The 20,029-nt window shown below is 72.1% G+C and carries 18 protein-coding genes; 9 read left to right on the forward strand and 9 right to left on the reverse strand.

Annotation, left to right across the window (positions count from 1 at the left end):
- Nucleotides 1-42: 42 nt before the first annotated feature.
- From ABEA39_RS00525 to ABEA39_RS00540, 4 genes are all read right to left on the reverse strand, one after another.
- A complete protein-coding gene (locus tag ABEA39_RS00525; protein ID WP_345371985.1) occupies nt 43-1,386 on the reverse strand; it encodes a M1 family metallopeptidase in 1,344 nt (447 codons plus the stop codon).
- Nucleotides 1,386-5,432 (reverse strand): Pls/PosA family non-ribosomal peptide synthetase, encoded by a 4,047-nt coding sequence (locus ABEA39_RS00530; protein ID WP_345371987.1) that lies wholly within the window; start codon nt 5,430-5,432, stop codon nt 1,386-1,388. The genes ABEA39_RS00525 and ABEA39_RS00530 overlap by 1 nt, the downstream gene beginning before the upstream one ends.
- A 103-nt stretch (nt 5,433-5,535) precedes the next feature.
- Nucleotides 5,536-6,138 (reverse strand): 4'-phosphopantetheinyl transferase family protein, encoded by a 603-nt coding sequence (locus tag ABEA39_RS00535; protein ID WP_345371989.1) that lies wholly within the window; start codon nt 6,136-6,138, stop codon nt 5,536-5,538.
- A gap of 27 nt (nt 6,139-6,165) precedes the next feature.
- Nucleotides 6,166-6,504, reverse strand: coding sequence for a hypothetical protein (locus tag ABEA39_RS00540; protein ID WP_345371991.1), 339 nt, complete (start codon nt 6,502-6,504; stop codon nt 6,166-6,168).
- A gap of 182 nt (nt 6,505-6,686) precedes the next feature.
- Between ABEA39_RS00540 and ABEA39_RS00545 the strand changes: the two genes are divergently transcribed.
- From ABEA39_RS00545 to ABEA39_RS00560, 4 genes are all read left to right on the forward strand, one after another.
- Nucleotides 6,687-7,580, forward strand: a complete 894-nt coding sequence (locus ABEA39_RS00545) for a MurR/RpiR family transcriptional regulator (RefSeq protein WP_345371993.1) — start codon at nt 6,687-6,689, stop codon at nt 7,578-7,580.
- A 105-nt stretch (nt 7,581-7,685) separates the two neighbouring features.
- Complete coding sequence (locus ABEA39_RS00550; RefSeq protein ID WP_345371995.1) at nt 7,686-8,306, forward strand: HD domain-containing protein; 621 nt, start codon at nt 7,686-7,688, stop codon at nt 8,304-8,306.
- A 146-nt stretch (nt 8,307-8,452) separates the two neighbouring features.
- Nucleotides 8,453-9,772 (forward strand): O-acetylhomoserine aminocarboxypropyltransferase/cysteine synthase family protein, encoded by a 1,320-nt coding sequence (locus ABEA39_RS00555; protein WP_345371997.1) that lies wholly within the window; start codon nt 8,453-8,455, stop codon nt 9,770-9,772.
- Between the two features lie 29 nt (nt 9,773-9,801).
- Entirely contained in the window at nt 9,802-10,122 is a 321-nt protein-coding gene (locus tag ABEA39_RS00560; RefSeq protein WP_345371999.1) for a biopolymer transporter Tol, read from the forward strand.
- Nucleotides 10,123-10,163: 41 nt separating this feature from the next.
- Here the strand turns inward: ABEA39_RS00560 and ABEA39_RS00565 are convergent, their stop codons facing one another.
- The gene (locus tag ABEA39_RS00565) at nt 10,164-10,808 is read right to left on the reverse strand and encodes an HAD-IA family hydrolase (protein WP_345372001.1); all 645 of its coding nucleotides are present in this window, start codon (nt 10,806-10,808) and stop codon (nt 10,164-10,166) included.
- A gap of 133 nt (nt 10,809-10,941) precedes the next feature.
- On the opposite strand from ABEA39_RS00565, the gene ABEA39_RS00570 reads away from it, so the two are divergent.
- Both ABEA39_RS00570 and ABEA39_RS00575 read left to right on the forward strand, forming a co-directional pair.
- Complete coding sequence (locus ABEA39_RS00570) at nt 10,942-11,370, forward strand: hypothetical protein (protein ID WP_345372003.1); 429 nt, start codon at nt 10,942-10,944, stop codon at nt 11,368-11,370.
- An 86-nt stretch (nt 11,371-11,456) separates the two neighbouring features.
- Nucleotides 11,457-11,990: an HdeD family acid-resistance protein gene (locus ABEA39_RS00575; protein ID WP_345372005.1), complete on the forward strand. Its 534-nt coding sequence runs from the start codon at nt 11,457-11,459 to the stop codon at nt 11,988-11,990.
- Nucleotides 11,991-12,104: 114 nt separating this feature from the next.
- On the opposite strand, the gene ABEA39_RS00580 is transcribed toward ABEA39_RS00575, so the two are convergent.
- Entirely contained in the window at nt 12,105-12,917 is an 813-nt protein-coding gene (locus ABEA39_RS00580) for an alpha/beta hydrolase (protein ID WP_345372007.1), read from the reverse strand.
- 53 nt (nt 12,918-12,970) lie between these two features.
- On the opposite strand from ABEA39_RS00580, the gene pnuC reads away from it, so the two are divergent.
- The 3 genes from pnuC (at nt 12,971) to ABEA39_RS00595 (ending at nt 16,530) form a co-directional block, all read left to right on the forward strand.
- Nucleotides 12,971-13,657, forward strand: coding sequence for a nicotinamide riboside transporter PnuC (gene pnuC, locus ABEA39_RS00585; RefSeq protein WP_345372009.1), 687 nt, complete (start codon nt 12,971-12,973; stop codon nt 13,655-13,657).
- A gap of 239 nt (nt 13,658-13,896) precedes the next feature.
- Nucleotides 13,897-15,267, forward strand: a complete 1,371-nt coding sequence (locus ABEA39_RS00590) for an NAD-dependent succinate-semialdehyde dehydrogenase (RefSeq protein WP_345372011.1) — start codon at nt 13,897-13,899, stop codon at nt 15,265-15,267.
- Nucleotides 15,268-15,279: 12 nt separating this feature from the next.
- A complete protein-coding gene (locus tag ABEA39_RS00595) occupies nt 15,280-16,530 on the forward strand; it encodes a sensor histidine kinase (protein WP_345372013.1) in 1,251 nt (416 codons plus the stop codon).
- A gap of 52 nt (nt 16,531-16,582) precedes the next feature.
- Here ABEA39_RS00595 and ABEA39_RS00600 read toward each other — a convergent pair whose 3' ends face one another.
- Genes ABEA39_RS00600 through ABEA39_RS00610 form a run of 3 tightly spaced genes read right to left on the reverse strand, consistent with a single transcriptional unit; the run spans nt 16,583 to nt 19,982 of the window.
- Entirely contained in the window at nt 16,583-18,085 is a 1,503-nt protein-coding gene (locus tag ABEA39_RS00600) for a GMC oxidoreductase (protein ID WP_345372015.1), read from the reverse strand.
- Entirely contained in the window at nt 18,082-19,014 is a 933-nt protein-coding gene (locus ABEA39_RS00605; RefSeq protein WP_345372017.1) for a carbohydrate ABC transporter permease, read from the reverse strand. The genes ABEA39_RS00600 and ABEA39_RS00605 overlap by 4 nt, the downstream gene beginning before the upstream one ends.
- On the reverse strand, nt 19,011-19,982 hold the full coding sequence (locus ABEA39_RS00610; RefSeq protein ID WP_345372019.1) for a carbohydrate ABC transporter permease: 972 nt from the start codon (nt 19,980-19,982) through the stop codon (nt 19,011-19,013). The genes ABEA39_RS00605 and ABEA39_RS00610 overlap by 4 nt, the downstream gene beginning before the upstream one ends.
- Between the last annotated feature and the right edge of the window lie 47 nt (nt 19,983-20,029).

Consider the following 20,029-nt stretch of genomic DNA (forward strand, 5'->3'; position numbering starts at 1 on the left):
GCAACAGCGCGAGCGCATGCATGCACGCACGCGTAACGCCCGTCAGAGCGGCGGCAGCACCCGCCGGTCGAGCCAGGCGGACAGCAGCGCCGTGACGCGAGAAGCGCCAGCACCAGCACCCGCACCAGCCCCGGCCGCAGCCCCCGCCGCCGCCACGAAGTCGGCCGTGCTCACGACGCCGTGCCGGTGCTCGGCGGTCCACGACCGCAACAGCCCGAAGAACGCGTCGTCTCCGAGTTCGAGCCGCAGGGCGTGCAGCGTCAGGGCGCCGCGCTTGTAGAGCCGGTCGTCGAACATCAGCTTCGGGCCGGGGTCGCCGACGACGATGTCCTGCGGCAGCTTCGAGAGCCTCTCGTGCGTCGCCGCGGCGAGCGACGCCGCGGATTGCGAGCCCGAATACTCCGACCAGAGCCACTCGGAGTAGCAGGCGAACCCCTCGTTCAGCCAGATGTACTGCCACGACGCGACGCCGACGCTGTTGCCGAACCACTGGTGCGCCAGTTCGTGCGCGACGAGGCGCTCGGCCGAGCCGTGCCCGTCGGCGTGGTTGGCGCCGAAGATGGCGAGCCCCTGCGCTTCGAGCGGGATCTCGAGGTCGTCTTCTGTGACGACGATCGTGTAGCCGTCGAAGGGGTACGGTCCGAACCGCTCCTCGAAGCAGGCCATCATCGACGGCAGCTCGCCGAAGTCGTGCCCGATCCGCGACCGAAGCGCAGGCGGGCCGGCGAGCACGCCGGGGACGGCGCCGGCGGTGAACGGGACGAGCTCGTAGCGCCCGATCTGCACGGTGGCGAGGTAGGTCGAGGTCGGCTGAGTCTGCTCGTACTCCCACGTGGTCCGGCCCGACCGCGTCGACCGCCGCACCAGCACCCCGTTGCACACGACGGCGTAGGGCTGCTCGGTGGTGACGCGGATGCGGTACGAGGCCTTGTCGGACGGATCGTCGTTGCACGGGAACCACGACGGCGCCCCGCTCGGCTGCGACGCGACGATCGCCCCGTCGGTCAGCTCCTCCCAGCCGACGGTGCCCCAGGTGCTGTTCCGCGGTGTCGGCGCGCCCGCGTACTCGATCGTCACGACGAACTCCTCGCCGGCCGGGATCGGCGCCGCCGGCGTGATGACGACCTTGGCCGCCGACTGCACGAAGCGCACGGCCTTGGTGCCGTCGACGCGCACTTTGGAGACGCGGAGTCGGGCGAGATCGAGGGGGATGCGCGTCAGATCGGCCGTGGCGATCAACCGGATCGTGGCGGTGCCGTCGAGCCGGTTGGTGGCCACGCGATAGGCGATGTCGAGGTCGTAGGCGAGCGACCGGTACCCCGAGTTGCCGGAGTCGGGCGTGTACGAGGGCGACGAGGACGGAGCCGGCAGCGGGGACGACCCCATCAGGCGGAGGCCACCGCGTGATAGTCGGCGAACCGGACCTCGCGCCACGGCCCGATCGGGTTGCCCGACCAGCGGCTGCCCACCGGCACGGCTTCTCCGCGCATCACGAGCGAGGCGGGCCCCACGGTGGCGTGGGATCCGATGACGGCGGCGGGCAGGACGACGCTGTGCGGCCCGAGGGTCGCACCGGCGTCGAGCGTGACGGTGTCCATGCTCATGATTCGATCATGAAAGAGGTGCGTCTGCACGACGCAGCCCCGATTGACGCAGCTTCCGTCGCCGAGACGCACGAGATCCGCTTCGGGAAGCCAGTAGCTGTCGGTCCAGACGCCCTTCCCGATCGAGGCGCCGAGCGACCGCAGCCACCAGACGAGGGCGGGCGTGCCGGCGGCCGGCTGCGCGAACCACGGGGCGGCGCACATCTCGGTGAACGTGTCGGCGACCTCGCTCCGCCACACGAACGACGACCAGAGGGGTTTCTCGGCGACCTTGATCCGTCCGATCAGGGCCCACTTGGCGGCGGTGGCAAGGGCCGCTGCGACGGCGCCCGCACCGAGCATCACCACGGCGGACAGGGGGATGCTCCAGCCGAACCCGACGGCGGAGACCGACCAGTACAGCCCGAACACGACGCCCAGCCCGATCAGGCAGGTGCCGATCACGGGCACGATCCGCCCGAGCTCCCAGAGGACGCGGGCGACGCGGAGCCGGGCGGGAGGACGGAACGTACGGGCCTCGTCCGCGACGGCGACGGTGCGTCGGAGTCGCACGGCCGGTGAACCCAGCCACGAGGATCCCGCCTTCGATTTGCGGGGTGCGGACGAGAGGACGGCCACGAGCCCGTCGCGCGGGACCTTGTGCCCGGCGCCGGTCATGCCCGAGTTGCCGAGGAACGCGCGCTGCCCGATCTCCGCCCGCGCGACCCGCAGGTACCCGCCGCCGAGCTCGTAGGAGGCCACCAGGGTGTCGTCGGCGAGGAAGGCGCCGTCGCGGATCGTGGTCATGGCGGGCAGGAGCAGGACCGTCGAGGCCTCCACGTCGCGCCCGACCCGGGCTCCGAGCATCCGGAGCCACACGGGGGTGAAGAGGCTCGAGTAGAGCGGGAACAGGAAGGTGCGGGCGAGGTCGAGGAGGCGTTCGGTGCTCCAGACCTGCCAGCCGGCCCGGGAGCGGACCGCGAAGGTGCCCTCCGTCACGCCGATCGCGAGGAGCCGCACGAACGCGACGACCAGGAGGGCCGCGACAGCGCCGGCCACGAGCACGGCCGGAACCGCGAGAGCGAGGGATGCCCGGAGCGCGTCCCCGAGGGACGTCGCCCCGTGCACGCCCAGCGCCAGCACCGCGCCGCCGGCCGCCAGCGAGGCGAGGGGCACGAGCCCGAGCACCGTCGCCGACACACCGTAGGCGACGAGCCAGCCGCGGTGGGGGAGCGGACGGTCGGCCGGCCACCAGGCGCGCGACTTGCCGACCCGGGCTGCGGGGGAGCCGGCCCAGTCCTGCCCGGCCGGGATCCGTCCGAAGACGGCCGAGCCCGGGGCGACCGATGCGTTCTTGCCGATGCGGGTGCCGGGCAGGAGGGTCGAGCGCATCCCGACCGTGGAGCCGGCTCCGATGCGGATGGCGCCGATGCGCACGACGTCGCCGTCGATCCAGTAGCCCGAGAGGTCGACCTCGGGCTCAATGGCGGCGCCCCGGCCGATCCGGAGCATGCCGGTGACGGGAGGGAGCGCGTGGAGGTCGACGTCGGCCGCGATGCGCGCGCCGAGAGCCCGGGCGTAGTAGCTGATCCACGGGGCTCCGGCCAGGCCGACCGCCCCGATCTGGTGGGCGACCTGGTCGGCGAGCCAGAGCCGCAGATGCACCCCGCCACCGCGCGGGTAGTCGCCGGCCTTCACCCCGGCCAGCAGCAGCCGGGCCGCCACGACGGAGAGGGCCATCCGCCCGGGCGGCGTGACGAAGACGATCAGCAGTGCGACGACGAGCCAGCCGTTCACGGAGGGCAGGGCGTCGAAGCCCGTCGACCAGTGGAGGATCGTCGAGGCCGTCACCGCGTAGGTGAGCCAGCGGAACCCGCTCAGCACGTGGAGCGGCAGGCCGAGCACGGTCTGCAGCCACTGCATCCGCACGGGCGTCGGTGCCGCGCGGTGGTAGTCGTCGCGCGCGGGGACGTTCGTCGTGGCCCGGACGCGGAGGGCGTCGGCAAGGGCTCCGAGGCGGGGGTGCGAGTAGATCTCGGCCACGGTGAACTCGGGATCGCGCATCCGTATCCGGGCCACCAACTGCGCCGCGGCGAGCGACCCGCCGCCCAGGTCGAAGAAGTCGGCGTCGGCGTCGGCGACGGGGAGCCCGAGGACGGCCTGCCAGTCGGCGGCGAGGACGAGTTCGTCGGCGCTCATGCCCCCGGCGGTCGCATCCACCGGGTCCGCCGGCAACGGCCACGGCAGGGCGTCGCGGTCGATCTTGCCCGACGTCTTCGTGGGCAGGTCGCCCTCGATCAGCGCGAGGAGGGGGACGAGGGCGGCTGGGAGCTCCTCTCGGAGGCGGGCGAGAGCCGGGGCCTTCGCGAAGGCGGCCGCGTCGGGCACGGCGAGGTAGCCGACGATGACCTGGTTGCCTGCGGCGGTCTTCCGCACCGAGGCCGCGGCACCGGCGACACCGTCGAGACCGAGCAGCGCCGCCTCGATCTCCCCGAGCTCGATCCGGCGGCCACCGACCTTGACCTGATCGTCGGCGCGGCCCTGGAAGACGAGGCCCTCGCGCTCGAAGCGCACGAGGTCGCCCGACCGGTAGGCGCGCTCCCAGCCGAGGCCCGCGTGCGGGGCGTACTTCTCGGCATCCTTGGCCGGGTCGAGGTAGTGGGCGAGCCCGACCCCACCGATGATCAGCTCGCCGACCTCGCCGTCGGCGACCGGGCGGCCGGTCTCGTCGACGACCGCGACGTCCCAGCCGTCGAGCGGCAGGCCGATCCTGACCGGCTGCCCCCTCTCGACCCGGGAGCCCGTCGTGACGACCGTGGCCTCGGTCGGGCCGTAGGTGTTCCAGACCTCGCGGCTCTCGCCGGTGCCGGAGCCGGTGCCCGTGCCTTCGGCCGTGCCCGCGCCGGTGCCGCTGCCGCCGGCGACCCGGTCCACGATCTCGGGCGGCAGCGCCTCGCCGCCGAAGATCAGCAGGCGGACGTTCTCGAGCGCTTCGGACGGCCACAGGGCCGCCAGGGTCGGCACCGTGCTGACCACGGTGATGCCCTTCAGCACGAGCCAGGGGCCGAGGTCGGCGCCGGTCCGGACGAGGCTGCGCGGCGCCGGCACGAGGCAGGCGCCGCTCCGCCAGGCCAGCCACATCTCCTCGCACGAGGCGTCGAAGGCGACGCTGAGGCCGGCGAGCACGCGGTCGCCCGGACCGAGCGGCCCCTCGTCCGCCGCGGCCAGGAACATCCGCGCCTCGGCGTCGACGAACGCTGCCGCCGACCGGTGACTGGCGGCGACGCCCTTCGGGGTGCCGGTCGATCCCGAGGTGAAGATGATCCACGCGTCGTCGTCGAGTCGCGGGCTCGTGGCGTCGGCCTGCGGGGGCACGGCGTCCGAGCGGCTGGGGTGCGGGGCGGCGACGAGGATGCCCGTGGCGGCGACTCGGGGGACGACTGGCGTGAGCACGCCCCCGGCCCCGATCACCCCGACGACCCCGGCCTCGCCGAAGACCAGGGCCGCGCGTTCCTCGGGGTCGTCGGCGTCGACCGGTACGTAGGCGGCGCCGGCTGTCAGCACGGCCAGGATCGCGATGTACAGTTCGCGGTCGCCCGACGGCATCCGCACTCCGACCCGGTCGCCGCGCTCGACGCCGGCAGCGGTGAGCGCCGCCGCCGCCGCCCGCACCCGGACGGCGAGCTCGCGGTAGCTCAAGGCGCCGGCCTCGTCCTCGAGCGCCGACGCGTCGGGATTGTCGGAGACGGTCGCGCGGAGCATGTCGACCAGCGTGCGCGGCTCGGGAGTGCGCTGAGAGCCGAGGATGCGGCCGTCGGGTTCGGTGGAGTCGGCGGGAGGCGGGGTCATGAGGCCCTTTCGAGCGGCGTTCGGGAATCGTGCCGGAGGATCCACGGCGGCCGCACCCTACCGGGGCCGGGTGTCGCGCCGGTGAACCGGGCGACGTCGGGCGTCATCGACCTGTCCCGGTCGGCAGGGTCGCCAGGGCGCCGACGAGCCCGTCGGGCAGCTCGAGATCGACGACGGCCCGCAGCTCGTCGGCACCGACCGTGCTCATCGGCCGCGTGAGGCCGGCGCCGGTCGCCTTGAGGTACGCCTCTTTCCGCACCCAGAGCCGCAGCAGTCCGTCCGGCCCGGCCGTCTCGCCGTCCGAGAGGAGCTCGGACCGCAGCGGCTCGAGCCGGGACGCCGCCTGCGCGATCTCGATGTCGATGCCGACCCGGGCATCCTCGTCGATCGCGATGGCGGCCCACCGCCCACTGCGGGAGAGGCTGAAGTGCGGCCCACCCGGCACGACGGGTCGGCCGTGGAGGTCGCCGCAGGCGAGGCAGGGCGAGCGGGGGATGCGCACCTCGGCGGGCAGCACGCCCCGCGCTTCGCCGAGCAGCCGACGCAGCACGAGGTGCGCCTGGACGTACCGTCGCCGGTCGTCGGCCTCGGTCAGCGCGGCGGCCCGGGCGCGCTCCGCCTCGTCGAGCCACGGGTGTGCGGCGCTCGCGGCGGCCTCGTCGCCGCCCTCCGCATCGAGGTCGACCAGCCACATCAGGGTGCCCATGCCCTCAGTCTCCCTCGGGCCGGGCCGCTAGGCCTCGTGCGTCTCGATCGTGCCCTCCTTGGCGACCTCGGCGGCGGACGCGGTCTTGAGGGCCGCGGCCTTCTCCTCCTTGGCCGTCTTCTTCGCGAGGGCGTCGCGCTCGTGCATCAGGGAGTCGATCGTGGCCTTGTCGAGGAAGTCGATGAAGGGGTTCGTCTGACCGGTCTTCTTCTCGACGATGGCGGCGTAGGCGGTGGCGGCGGCACGCAGTTCGGCGGCGGCCCGGCCGGCCTTCTTCTGCGGGACGGGTTTGAGGCTGACCACTTGCGCGTGGTGCTCGAGAGCCTTGGTGAGATCTTTCAGGGCGGCGTCGATTTTCTTGGTCACGTGCTCATTCTGGCCCCCGAACGGCCCTGCGCAAATCACCGATCTCCGCAAGGGGCTGGCGCCGGACGGCCCTCTGTGCAGTGGAAGAAAATTCCAGGAGGCGGCCCGTCATGAAACCAACATCCGTCGTTAACCTGGCTGCGCCCCCTCGTTCACGGGGCATCCGTAACTTGCCTTCCGTGATGAAAAATCCTTCCGAGATCGAGGCGCCGACGGCACCGTCGACCATGCCGGGTGCGATCGGCATCAGAGAGCGGATCCGAGCCGCGCTCCCGTCGTTCAGCCCGGCCGAACGGCGCGTGGCCGAGGCCGTCCTGCACGATCCGATGGCCGTCATCCACCTCTCCGTCTCGGAACTCGCGGCCATCGCCGACTCGTCTCCGGCGACCGTCGTGCGGCTCTGCGTCAGCGTCGGACTCCGTGGTTACCAGGACCTGAAGATCACGCTGGCGAGCGAGTCCATCCCCAGCGACCGCAGAGTTCTCGGCGACATCACAGCCGACGACAGCGTCGTGGACATCGCCCACAAGGTGATGGACGGAACGGCGCGGGCGGTCTCGCAGGCCTCGCGGACCATCGACGGAGCGGCACTCGAGAGCATCGTGGACGCCCTCCTCACCGCCCGTCGCGTCGTCTTCGGAGCCGTGGGAACCTCGGCCCCTCTCGCACTCGACACGGCCTACCGGCTCGCGACGATCGGCGTCGACGCGACGTTCGCGCCCGACGTCCACACCCAGCACGTCACCGCCAGGATGATGCGCCCGGGCGACGTCTTCTTCGCCATCAGCCACACCGGATCCACGTTCGAGACGTTGGCCACGGCCCGCGCCGCGAAGGCGGCCGGGGCGACCACCGTCGCCCTGACCAGCTTCTCCCGTTCCCCTCTCACCGAGATCAGCGACCGGTCGATCGTCGCCGGCAGCGCCGAGACGTCCTACCGCGTCGAGGCGATGGCCAGCCGCATCGTCCACCTCTCCGTGCTCGACGCCCTCTTCGTCAGCCTCTCCCGTCGCAGCGAGTCCAGCGACGCCCACCTCGCCCTCACAGAGGACGTGCTCATCGAGCATCGCCTCTGACCCCGGGCCGCATCACGCGGCCTCCCACCCCTCTCCACGGCGGCATCGTTCACAGCGATGGCAGCGCCGCCGCGGCCGACGCGTCGCGTGCGCGATGATGGCGGGATGCACCTCGCCGACTTCGCCGCCCCGAACACGCCTGCCGCCGCCGCCGCCCGAGAGCTGGCCGAGGCGTACTCGACCCCGTCGCTGCTGAATCACGTGACCCGCTCGTGGCTCTGGGCGGAGGCGTTCGCCGAGGTCGAAGGCCGCACGGACGTCGACCACGAACTGGTCTACGTGGCCGCGCTGTTGCACGACATCGGCGTGGCCCCGGCGTTCGACAACGTCGCCCTGTCGTACGAGGAGGCGGGAGGCCACGTCGCCGTCGCTCTCACGGCCGGTGCGGGATGGCCGGCGGCACGACGCCAGCGGGTGCTGGACGTGATCATCCGCCACAACTGGCCGTCGGTCGATCCGGAGCAGGACGTCGAGGGCTACCTCCTCGAGATCGCGACCGGCCTCGACATCTCCGGCGCTCGCCCCGACGTGCTCCCGGCGGAGTTCGTCGCCGAGGTGCTCCAGGCGTACCCGCGCCAGGCCCTCGCGGACGAGTTCACCGCCGCCGTCACCGACCAGGCCGAGCGGAAGCCGACCACCGCCGCGCACCGCCTCGTGCTCGGCGGCATCGCCGCGAAGCTGCGCGACAACCCGCTCGAGCGGCAGCGCGACCCTCTCGAGCGATAGCGCGACCCTCTCGAGCGGTAGCGCGACCCTCTCGAGCGGTAGCGCGACCCTCTCGAGCGGTAGCGCAACCCTCTCGAGACGTAGCACGGCGCAAGACGACGACACACGAATGACGTCGGATGACCCCCGACCAATACCCTGTGACCATGTCCGAACATCCCGCCCCCGTTCCCGAGCAGCCGGCCCCCGAGGCACTGGACTTCGCCACCCGTCAGATCCACGCCGGTGCCGTCGTCGACTCCCAGACGAAGGCCCGTGTCACCCCGATCTATCAGACGGCCGGCTACGTCTTCGACGACTTCGACGACGGCGAGGACCGCTTCGCCGGGCGCAGCGGCTTCCGGGCCTACTCGCGCAACGAGAACCCGACCAACGCGGTGGCGGGCCAGCGCCTGGCCGATCTCGAGGGCGGGGTCGACGGCATCGTCGTCTCGAGCGGCCAGGCCGCGATCGCCGTGGCGCTCTTCGCGCTGGCGGAGACGGGAGACCACATCCTCGCGACCTCGTCGTTGTACGAGGGCACGCGCGACATGTTCAAGGGCTCCCTGCGTCGGCAGGGCCTGACGATCGAGTACGTGCCCGACGACGCCACCGACGAGGAGTGGACGGCGCGGATCACCGACCGCACCAAGGCGATCTACACCGAGACGATCCCGAACCCGCTCAACCAGGTCGCCGATCTCGAGAGGCTGGCCCGCATCGCCCATGCCGCGGGCATCCCCCTGGTCGTCGACAGCACCGTGGCCACGCCGTACCTCTGTCGCCCGATCGAGTGGGGCGCCGACATCGTCATCCACTCGACGTCGAAGTGGCTGGCCGGCCACGGCTCGGTGATCGGCGGCGCGATCGTCGACGGCGGTCGGTTCGACTGGAAGGCCTCGGGTCGGTTCCCCCAGCTCTCCGAGGGCCCCACGTCGTTCGTCGACCGGTTCGGGGCCGGGGCGTACCTCGCGTACCTCCGCTCGGTCGTCGTGCTCGAGTACGGGCCGACCGTCGCGGCGAACAGCACCTTCCTCCTCCTCCACGGCATCGAGACCCTCTCGGTCCGTCTGGCGCAGCAGGTCGCCAACTCGCAGGAGGTGGCCGAGGCGTTGAGCATCCGCCCCGAGGTGAAGGCCGTGCTGTACCCGGGGCTGCCGTCGGACCCGTTCCACGAGCGGGCGAAGAAGTACCTGCCGAACGGTGCCGGAGCGGTCGTCACGATCGACCTCGCCGGAGGCCGCGAGGCGGCGCGCCGGTTCATCGACGCGCTGCGCCTGGTCAGCCCGATGACCCACATCGGGGACGTGCGCAGCATGGCCATCCACCTCGGCAGCACGATCCACGCGAAGCTGACCGACGAGGAGAAGCTCGCCGCGGGGATCACCCCCGGGCTCGTCCGCCTGTCGATCGGCCTGGAGAGCGCGCGCGACATCCTCGCCGACCTCGACCGCGGGCTGCTCGCGGCGGGCGTGCCGACGGCATAGCGACTGCGGCCCGCGCCTATCGTGGGCGTGTGGATCCGACGGCGGCGGCAGGGCAGGCGAGCGACGACGAGAAGTGGCTGGTCGTCGACGGTCGGCGCTGGCGCAAGACGGACCCGTCGCTGCCGGAGGACGTCGTCGAGGCTCTGAAGTCGCACCTGGGGCGAGGCCGCTCGGGGGTCCGGTCGGCGAAGCGGGCCGGCGACGACGACGCCGTGGCGGCCGCGCGGCACCGGGTCGGCGTGGCGAAACACGGACTCGGCGAGCGGGGCGACCCCTGGTGGGAACGCCCCGAGAGCGACAGGCTGGGGGATGCCCGGGCCGCCCTCCGCGAGCTGGACGCGCTCGACTGACCCGACGCCGCGCGGCTCCTCGCCACCGGGTCGAGACCGCGCTAGCGGGTCGTGACCGTCAGCCCCGCCGGCGTCACCCGGGCCGAGACATGGGTGAGGTCGGGCACGACGGCGTCGGCCGCCGTCAGGGCGGAGGGGTCGTGCGAGGTGGCGACCGCGAGCGTGCGGGCGCCGGCCGCGTGCCCTGCTTCGAGGCCGGCCGGTGCATCCTCGATCACCAGGCATCGGTCGATCGCGACACCGAGGAGTTCGGCAGCCCGTCGGTACCCCTCGGGGTCGGGCTTTCCAGCACGGACGTCTTCGGCGGCGATCAGCACCTCGGGCACGGGCAGACCGGCTCCGGCGAGGCGCGCTCGCATCACGCGGTGCGTGCCCGAGGTCACGGCGGCCCAGCGCTCGGGCGGCAACGACTGGAGCAGGGTCGCGGCGGCCGGCAGCGCCAGGACGTCGTCGAGGTCGGCCAGCTCGAGCTCCGCCACCTCGGCGGTGCCGCCGACGCGCTCGGCCTCGGGCAGGAACAGTGCCACCGTGTCTTCGGTGCGGCGCCCGTGCGAGACGCTCAGGATCTCCTCGCCGTCGAGACCGCGGCTCACGGCCCAGGTCCGCCAGACCCGCTCGACCACAGCCGTCGAGTCGACCAGGGTGCCGTCGATGTCGAAGAGGATCGCTTCCACGCTGAATTCCATGCGTCCATCCTGGCCGAAACGGGGGATGCACGGGGCGGCGCCGGCCGGACGGCGCCCCGCTCGCCGACCCGCTCGCTGCCCTGGCGATCGACCTCTGCCGGGCTTAGACTCGCGACGAATCGAGGGGGGTCTCATGAGCGACAAGCAGCCGTATGCGGGGAACCCGCGTGTTCGACAGAGCGACGTGTACGGGGGAGTGCCGTACCTCCCGCCGGACCGCGTCGAGCACTATCACGACCGGGGCGTCGAGGTGCTGCCGACGATGAGCAAGGTCTTCCGCATCGTCGTCACCGCGATCTTCGTCGCCCTCGCCGTCGTCGAGTTCGTCGCAGCGGTGCGTGCGGCCGTGAACCTCGCCGCGCTGTCGGCGAATCCGGGGCCCGACCCGCACTGGTCGGCGGCCGGCACCGGTCTCGTGGCACCGATCATGCTCGGGCTGGTGTTCTTGATCTACCCGTTCGTGAACCTGGTGCGGCTACGCCGCGCGCACGCTTCCTTTCGCCTTGGGGAGGTCGTTTCGCGCCGCGGCGCGAAACGCAAGACCCGAGGCGAAACGACGTAGCGGAGGACGACCGGCCGTGCGCGCGCCCCGTCGCTAAGGTGGGCGTCGGGACGCGCTGGGCGTCCCTTACACAGCAGGAGATCAGGATGACCGGCACGCCGCCCTTCGGAACCACCAGCCTTCGAGGCGCCCGTACCCCGGTGCTCGTCGCCGCGATCGTCGCTATCGTGCTCGGTGCGATCGCCCTCTTCTTCCCCCGTGCATCCCTCGTCACCATCGCGATCCTGTTCGGTATCTCGCTGCTCGTGATCGGGCTCTTCCGCCTCTTCGTGGCGATCCGGGCGACCGCGCTCCCGACAGGGGTGCGGGTCTTGACGGGAGTCCTGGCTGCTCTCATCATCATCGCGGCGCTGCTCTGCCTGTTCGACCCGTTCCAGTCCCTGTCGCTGCTGGGCGTCGTGATCGGAGTCGGCTGGATCTTCGAGGGCGTCACCGGTCTGATCCACGCCCGCTCGGGTGGCCTCGGGCTCGGCCTGGTCGCGGGCGTCGTCGCGATCGTGGCCGGCATCGTCATGCTCTTCCTGCCGATCCTCGCGCTGTCGGCTTTCGTGATCGTCGCCGGGATCATCCTGATCGTCGTCGGCATCACGATGCTGCTGCACCTGCCGCGTCGGGCGTAGCGACGCGCGGCCGCCGCCGTGTGGTGACGCGACGCGGTCTGGCCATGCCGCCACGTCCGCGGCGCGTCGGGTCGACCGACTCGCGTCGCGTCGCGGCGCACTCGGCGTCAGGCGTCAGGCGGAGGGGGAGGGGGAGGGTGAGCGGGCGGGAAGCGCAGCGAGCGCGGCCACCACCGCCGCCACGACCACGTCGGGGTGCGTGCGGTGGATCGAGTGGTGCGCGCCGACGACCTCCTCGTAGGTGACCCGAGGGTTGGCGGCGAGCTCGGCTCCGAGGGCCGGGGTCAGCGCGAGGTCGGGGGCGGTCGCGTCGGCACCGAGAAGCGTGACGGGGATGCCCGTGCCGGCGATCGCCGGAGACTCGTCCCACGGGTCCGACAGCACCCGGCGCACGGTGTCTTTGCTGATCAGGCGAGCCGCCACCACCTTCTGGTGCACGTCTTCCGCATGCCAGTCGGGGTTCTCCGAAGCGATCCGGGCGGCGTCGGGGTCCTCCGCCTCGGCGCTCATGCCGGCGAGGAGGGCCTCCGATGCCGGTTCGAGGCGGCGGAGGGCCGGGTCGACGAGCACCGCGGAGCGGGCCCAGGTGGATGCCGCGTCGCCGAGCGTGCCGAGAGCGGCCGCGGCGGTGGCTCCGCCGAGCGAGTGGCCGACGACGGCGTCCCAGGGCGCACCCGGCGCGGGGTGGAGCTGCAGGACGTCGGCGGCGAACCCGGCGATCGGGTACGAGAGGGTCCGCGGTGCTCGGCCGTGCCCGCGCAGGTCGGCGGCGACGACGCGGACACCGGTGGCCGCGAGGGAGTCGGCGACCCGCCACCAGGTGCCGGCGGCGGAGGTGAGCCCGTGCAGGAGGAGGACGGTTCGCGGTGCATCCGGCTCGCCCCACTGGAGCGTCGGCAGGGTGACGGGAGTGACGTGGACGGTCATGAGGAAACGCTAGCGCCTCGGCCTCGCGGCCCGCGGCAACTACGCTCGTCTGCATGCAGGCCATCCACTGGTTGTTCGACGCCACCTTCCACGTCGGCGACCAGACCGTGCTCTGGCGCGAGGTCATCGGCAACCTCTTCGGCCTCATCAGCGCCCTCGGCGGCATGCGCCGCAAGGTCTGGGCCTGGCCGATCGGCATCGTCGGCAACGCGTTGCTCTTCACCGTCTTCCTGGGCGCCGTGTTCGACACGCCCAACCCGGTCAACCTGCTCGGCCAGGCCGGCCGGCAGATCATGTTCATCGTCGTGTCGATCTACGGCTGGTACGCCTGGAAGCGCAGCCAGGGCGGTGGCGGCAGCGCGGTCGAGCCGCGGTGGGCGGGTCTCCGGGCGCGCGTCGTCCTCGTGGTCGCGCTCGTCGGGGGCACCGCGATCCTCACGCCGATCTTCACCGCGCTCGGCTCGTACGCGCCCGTGTGGGCCGATGCCTGGATCTTCATGGGATCGCTGCTCGCCACCTACGGCATGGCCAAGGGCTGGGTCGAGTTCTGGTTGATCTGGGTGGCGGTCGACATCGTGGGCGTCCCGCTGCTGTTGAGCGCCGGTTACTGGGCCTCGGGAATCATGTACATCGTCTACGGGGCATTCACCCTGACCGGCTTCTTCGTCTGGGCGCGCACCCGGCGGATGCGCGACCTGCCGATCATCCCGGATCCCGCGCCGGCGCCGCTGCGCTCCTGACGGTCCACCGCACGCCCCAACGGTCCGCCGCAAGCCCCGGCCGCCCGCCACGAGCCTCGGCCGCCCGCCACGAGCCTCGGCCGCCCGCCACGAGCCTCGGCCGCCCGCCGCAAACCCCCGGCGGCCTGCCAGTGTGGCGGCGGCAGAAGCGACGCGCGCCGGAACGGCGCACGCGGTGGAGCGCGCCGGGGAGAATGCTGTCCAGCAGCCCCGTCCCGCCCGTTCCTCGGAAAGAGATCATGAGCATCTACAGCGTCGTCAACCCCGCCACCAGCGAGACCCTCTCCGAGTTCGCCACGATCTCGGACGCCGACCTCGAAGCCGCCATCGGTCGGGCCGACGTCGCGCACCGGGAGTGGTCGCGTAGCACGACCGTCGCCGAGCGGGCGGCTCTCGTCCGTCGGGTCGCCGACCTGCACGTCGAGCGTCGTGAGGAGCTCGCCGACCTGGCCGTGCGCGAGATGGGCAAACCGAAGGAGCAGGCGCTGGGCGAGGCCGACTTCAGTGCCGACATCTACCGGTACTACGCCGACAACGCCGAGCTCTTCCTCCGCGACCAGCCCATCGAGCTGAACGGCGGCGAGGGGTCCGCGTTCATCCGCCGCGCCTCCCTCGGCCCCCTGCTCGGCATCATGCCGTGGAACTTCCCGCTGTACCAGGTCGCCCGCTTCGCCGGCCCGAACCTCGTCAACGGCAACACGATCCTGCTCAAGCACGCGCCGCAGTGCCCCGAGACCGCCGTGGCCCTGCAGCAGCTGTTCCTCGACGCGGGCTTCCCCGAGGGGGCCTACACGAACGTGTTCGCGGCGAACGAGCAGATCGAGTCGGTCATCGCCGACCCGCGAGTGCAGGGCGTCTCGCTGACGGGATCGGAGCGCGCGGGATCCGCCGTGGCCGAGATCGCCGGACGTCACCTGAAGAAGGTGGTGCTGGAGCTCGGCGGCTCCGACCCGTTCCTCCTGTTCAGCACCGACGACCTCGACGCGACCGTGGCCGCCGCCGTCTCGGCCCGCCTCGACAACAACGGGCAGAGCTGCAACGCGGCCAAGCGGTTCATCGTGGTCGACGATTTGTACGAAGCGTTCCTGGCCAAGTTCACGGAGGCCCTGTCCGCAGTCGAGCCCGAGGATCCCACGCTCGATGCCACCGAACTGGGCCCGCTGTCGTCGATCGCGGCCGCCGACCGTCTGGCCGAGCAGCTCGAGCGGGCCCTCGCGGCAGGAGCGCACCTGGCCTCCGGCGGGTCGCGGGACGGCACGTTCTTCGCCCCGGCGGTGCTGACCGACGTCACGCGCGAGAACCCGGCATCGCAGGAGGAGTTCTTCGGCCCGGTCGCCACCGTCTACCGCGTCGCCGACGAGGCCGAAGCCGTCCGGCTCGCCAACGACACCCCGTTCGGCCTCGGGTCGTACGTCTTCACGACCGACTCCGAGCAGGCCTCGCGCGTCGCCGACCAGATCGAGGCGGGCATGGTCTTCGTCAACGTGGTGCTCGCCGACGCCGCCGAACTCTCGTTCGGAGGGGTGAAGCGCTCGGGCTTCGGGCGCGAGATGGGGCGCCTGGGGGCCGAGGAGTTCGTGAACAAGAAGCTGATCCGCGTCGGCGCCTGACAGAATATCGGCGTGGACCTGGACCCCGCCCGCTGGCGCACGCTCGAGCCGACGAACAGGAGCGCCGCCCGCGTCGAGCGCATCCTCGCCCGGTTCCTCGGCGCCCTCTGCATCGTCTTCACCGCTCAGACCGTGCCGTACACGGTCGCCGAGCACGCCGCCGCACGCCCGGGTTGGTCCTGGGTCCTCGTCGTTCTGACCTTCGGCACTCTGGCGGGTCTGACGGTTGCGGGCCTGCTCGGCCGGGTCGGAGCCACTCGTCGGTGGGCCCAGGCGGGCTCGCTGGTCTACCTCGTGCTCCTTCTCGCGTGGCCGATCCTGGTGGGGGATCCCGCGGGGATGCTCGGGCGGATGCCGTGGCCGTGGTACCTGTGCAGCGTCCTCCTCGCCGCCGCCTCGTTCGGCTTCCGTCTGCGGTGGGCGATCGTCTTCATCGTCGCCACCCCCGCGGTCTTCGTCGCCGTCCGGTCGACTCCTCCGGGCGGTGGAGTCACGGTGCCGCACGCCCTGGTCGACGCCGGGTACGCCTTCGTGCTCGGAGCGGCGGTCCTGTTGCTGATGACGATGCTGCGCCGCGTCGCCGCGGCCGTCGACCTGGCGCACGCGACCGCGACGGCGAAGTACACGGCGGCGGTCCGCGCCCACGAGCACGAGGTCGAGCGGGTGCAGGTCGACTCGATCCTGCACGACAGCGTCCTGACCACGTTCATCACGGCCTCCCGCGCCGACACGGCAGCCGACCGGCAGTTCGCCGTGGCGATGGCGACCCATGCCCTCAGCGAGGTCGTCGCCACCCACGCGCTGCCGGGCGTCGAGACGCTCGTGACCATCGACGCGCTCCGGGGGCGGTTCGAGGACGCCTGCCGTGAGCTCGGCATCGACGTCGAGGTGACGACGACCGGCCCGTCCGAGCACCGACTTCCCGTCGCGGTCGTCGAGACGTTCATCGGCGCCGCGCTCCAGGCCCTGACGAACAGCGTGCAGCACGCGGGGCCGGGGCCGGTCGCGCGTCAGGTCTTCGCGGAGTTCCGAGCCGGAGGGGTCGTCGTCACGATCCGGGACGACGGCGTCGGCTTCGACACCGAGACGATGACGCCGGGGCGTCTCGGCGTCCGGGTCTCGATCGTCGAGCGGATCCGGAACATCGGCGGCGTGGCGGAGATCTCGTCGCGACCCGGTGAGGGCACCACCGTGCGGCTCGTCTGGCCCGATCCGGACCGTCCCGCCCTTCGGGCCGAACCCGTGCGGCTGCCCCTCGACTGACGTCCGAGGCGGCATGTTCGCGCCGCCCGGACGCGTTCGGGGCGGCGGTCGGTCAGCGGGCCCGCGCGACGGCGCGAGCGGTGCGGACCGCCAACGCCGCAGCCGTCAGCGTCGAATTGGCCGTGAGCGCCGTGGGGACGACGCCGTTGCCGGCGAGCCAGAGGTTGTCGAACGACCGCACCCGTGCATCCTCGTCGCACACCGACGTGTCGTCGCCCGCCGGCCCGATGCGGGTCGTGCCGGTGTAGTGCAGCGAGGCGCCGGGTTCGAGCAGCACCGAGTGGGCCACCGGGTCGTAGTCGCCGAGGGCCCGCCCCGCCCGGGCCTGCGCGGCACGACCTCGTGCGATGGCGGCTCGATCCGCGGGCGTGCGCTCGAAGTGGACGGTGGCGCGGGGGAGGCCGGCCGCGTCCGTGGCGTCGTCGGAGAAGTCGATGCGGTTGGCGGGGGATCCCGCGAGGGGCACGTACCAGGACAGCGAGACCGTGCATCCCTCGACCACGCCCGTGGCCTCGTCGAAGATCGGCGCCGCCATGATCTGGCCCTGGTAGGGCTGGTGGTCGCCACTGCGGGGGATCCAGTACGAGCCGATGCACCACTCGCCCTCGCGTCGAGGCGTCAGGTCGTCGACGGAGAGCCCGAGCCTGTCGAGGTCGACGCGGAGGCGGCCGGTGAGGAAGGCGTGCTCGTTGAGGTTGCCGCCGAGAGCGGCGGGCCGGATGCCGGACGCCCACAGGAGCTGCGGGGTGCGGACGGCGTCGCAGGCCACCACCACACGGTCGGCGGTCACGAGGGTCTCGTCGCCGCTCGGCACGTGGCGCAGGACCGCGCCCGTCACACGGCCGGCCTCGTGCAGGAGTCGCACGCAGAGCGTCTCGGCCCGACGCTCGACGAGCGGGTCGCTGCCGTCGACGGAGGCGGGGAAGACGCGGGAGGGCCCCGAGCGCAGGAGGACCCCGGACGCGGTCGCGGTGACGGCCATCGGCATGGGTTGGACGGGACGGTCGGTGTCGGCGGTGACGGGGAACTCGATGTCGAGCGCGGCCGTCACGGCGGTGCGCAGGGGATCCGGACCGTACGGATCGTCGTCCACCAGCAGCAGGCGGCGCGCGGTCTCGACGTCGGAGTCCCATTCCGCCCGGGGAAGGAACGACGGGATCTCGGCTCCGGTCGGGGTCGGCGTCGCTGCGGTCCAGTGGACCCCCATGCCGCCGGCGTTCCACGCCACCGCTCCGCCAGGGAACGAGGCGGCCTCCTCCCCGAACGCGGTCAGCTCGTAGATGCCCCCGGCGGCCCGGGTCACCCCCTGGGGCAGCGGGGGACTGGAGGCCGCGCCGACGTAGAGGGCCTGGTTGCCGAGGCCGACCCGGGCGTTGTAGACGCGGTGCAGCTCGGGATCGCGGACGCCGTGGAGGTGCTCGCCCGGCACCGGACCGATGGCCGGACCGGCATCGACGACGAGGATGCGCGCGCCCCGCTCCTGCTCGCGAAGCCGCTGCAGCAGCACGGCGCCGATCAGGCCGCCGCCGATCACCAGGACGTCGGCGTCCGTCATCCCTTGACGGCCCCGCCCAGGATGCCTCGGACGAAGTAGCGCTGGAGCACCACGGTCACGATCACCGGGATGATCATCGACACGATCGCCGCCGCCGTCAACAGGTTGAGCCCGCCGCCGGTGGATTGCACGAGGCCCGCGATCTGGACCGTCGTCGGTGCGACCGAGGCGCCGCCGCCCAGGAAGAGGAGCGGGATGAGGAGGTCGTTCCACGACCACATGAACTGGATGATGGCCAGGGCGATGAGGATCGGCGTGGCGGTCGGCAGCACGATGCTGAAGAAGATGCGCGGCACCGAGGCGCCGTCGAGGGAGGCCGCCTCGATCAGCTCGTCGGGGAAGGCCCGGAAGAAACCGAACAGCAGGTAGATGCCGAACGGCACCACGAAGCCGACCTGGTAGACCCAGACACCGGGGATGTGCCCGGTCAGGTGCAGCACGTTGAACACGCGGAGGAGGGGGACGAGCGTCAGCTGCGGCGGCACCACGAGCAGGGCCACCGCGATGGTCAGCACGACGATGCGGCCGCGGAACTTCATCCGGGCCAGCGTGTAGGCGCCGATGGCGCAGACCGTGATCGTGATGACGGTGGTGGGGACGGCGATGAGGATGCTGTTCCCGAGCGCCTGCCCGATGCCGCCCGTCGTCCACGCCGAGGTGTAGTTCGTGATCGTGAACAGCGGCGCCGTGAAGGCGTGCCACCAGCCCGAGACCGCGGAGTCGGCGATCGTGCGCAGGGAGTAGACGATCAGGCCGACGAGCGGAACGACCCAGATCGCGCAGATGGCGATGAGGAACACGTGGAGGGGGATGCGGCGCGCGGCCCCCGGGCGTCGGCGGCGGGCGGGGACGACCCGTGTCGGCCCGGCGGCGGAGGTGCCGGCGGCGGGGCGGACGGCAGCGGTCGGGGTGCGGAGTGTCTCGGTCATGCGACGACTCGCTCCTCTCGGAATTGGCGGAGGTTGACGATCACGATCGGGATCGCCGCGACGAGGAGGAGCACCGCGATGGCGCTCGCGTGCCCGAACTGCTGGGTGCGGAACAGCTCGGCGTACATGCGGTTGGCGATGACGTCGGTGTTGAACGCCCCGTTGGTCATCGTGTAGACGATGTCGAAGACCTTCAGCGAGAAGATGATCTGCGTCGTGTAGACCACGGTGATCGTCGGGAGGATCTGCGGGATGGCGACGTGCCAGAAGGCGCCGAGCTCGCTGGCGCCGTCGAGGCGGGCCGCTTCGAGCGTCGACGCGTCGACGTTCTTGAGTGCGGCCGAGAGCATGAGCATCCCCGTCCCGACCGACATCCAGACGCCGATCGCGATGAGCGCCCAGGTGGTGATCTTCGGATCGGAGAGGAAGGCCAGCGGGGTGCCGCCGAGGAGGTTGACGATGCCGTCGATGGTGCCGGTCTGGGCGAAGCCCTTCGGCTGATAGGCGTACATCAGGCGCCAGATGACCGCCGCGGCCGAGAAGGAGATCGCCATCGGCAGGATCATGACCGTGCGGACGACCGCCTCGTAGCGCACCCGGTCGGCCAGGCCGGCGATGACGAGACCGAGCAGCAGAGTCACTGCGGGGAGGACGACGACCCAGATGAGGTTGTTGAGCAGGACCGGCACCACGGTCGGGCTGAACACCCAGGCGAAGTTGGCGAGGCCGACGAAGCCCTGCGACGACTTGTCCTGGAACGAGTTCACGACGGTCTGCACCAGCGGGTAGAGCAGGACGCCGCCACCGAGCACGACGGGGAAGGCCAGCCAGACCCAGGCGCGGACGGGCTCCTGCCGTCGGTTCGGCAGCAGGCGGACGACGCGCTCGCCGAAGAAGAGCCAGGCCAGGATCACCGCGGGGATCGCGACGACGCCGATGGCCAGCGTGAGGAAGTAGGACGACGACATGTTCGAGCCTCCGATCGTCCGGCTGCCGGGGCCGTGGGGCCCCGGCA

It is taken from the genome of Frondihabitans cladoniiphilus, from assembly GCF_039544345.1.
GTDB classification, from domain to species: Bacteria; Actinomycetota; Actinomycetes; order Actinomycetales; family Microbacteriaceae; genus Frondihabitans; species Frondihabitans cladoniiphilus.

Bases quoted from the DNA above. Each gene is read 5' to 3' on its own strand.
- ABEA39_RS00525 (WP_345371985.1), bottom strand. From the start codon at position 1,386: ATGGGGTCGTCCCCGCTGCCGGCTCCGTCCTCGTCGCCCTCGTACACG.
- ABEA39_RS00530 (WP_345371987.1), bottom strand. From the start codon at position 5,432: ATGACCCCGCCTCCCGCCGACTCCACCGAACCCGACGGCCGCATCCTC.
- ABEA39_RS00535 (WP_345371989.1), bottom strand. From the start codon at position 6,138: ATGGGCACCCTGATGTGGCTGGTCGACCTCGATGCGGAGGGCGGCGAC.
- ABEA39_RS00545 (WP_345371993.1), top strand. From the start codon at position 6,687: ATGAAAAATCCTTCCGAGATCGAGGCGCCGACGGCACCGTCGACCATG.
- ABEA39_RS00550 (WP_345371995.1), top strand. From the start codon at position 7,686: ATGCACCTCGCCGACTTCGCCGCCCCGAACACGCCTGCCGCCGCCGCC.
- ABEA39_RS00555 (WP_345371997.1), top strand. From the start codon at position 8,453: ATGTCCGAACATCCCGCCCCCGTTCCCGAGCAGCCGGCCCCCGAGGCA.
- ABEA39_RS00565 (WP_345372001.1), bottom strand. From the start codon at position 10,808: ATGGAATTCAGCGTGGAAGCGATCCTCTTCGACATCGACGGCACCCTG.
- ABEA39_RS00570 (WP_345372003.1), top strand. From the start codon at position 10,942: ATGAGCGACAAGCAGCCGTATGCGGGGAACCCGCGTGTTCGACAGAGC.
- ABEA39_RS00575 (WP_345372005.1), top strand. From the start codon at position 11,457: ATGACCGGCACGCCGCCCTTCGGAACCACCAGCCTTCGAGGCGCCCGT.
- ABEA39_RS00580 (WP_345372007.1), bottom strand. From the start codon at position 12,917: ATGACCGTCCACGTCACTCCCGTCACCCTGCCGACGCTCCAGTGGGGC.
- pnuC (WP_345372009.1), top strand. From the start codon at position 12,971: ATGCAGGCCATCCACTGGTTGTTCGACGCCACCTTCCACGTCGGCGAC.
- ABEA39_RS00590 (WP_345372011.1), top strand. From the start codon at position 13,897: ATGAGCATCTACAGCGTCGTCAACCCCGCCACCAGCGAGACCCTCTCC.
- ABEA39_RS00600 (WP_345372015.1), bottom strand. From the start codon at position 18,085: ATGACGGACGCCGACGTCCTGGTGATCGGCGGCGGCCTGATCGGCGCC.
- ABEA39_RS00605 (WP_345372017.1), bottom strand. From the start codon at position 19,014: ATGACCGAGACACTCCGCACCCCGACCGCTGCCGTCCGCCCCGCCGCC.
- ABEA39_RS00610 (WP_345372019.1), bottom strand. From the start codon at position 19,982: ATGTCGTCGTCCTACTTCCTCACGCTGGCCATCGGCGTCGTCGCGATC.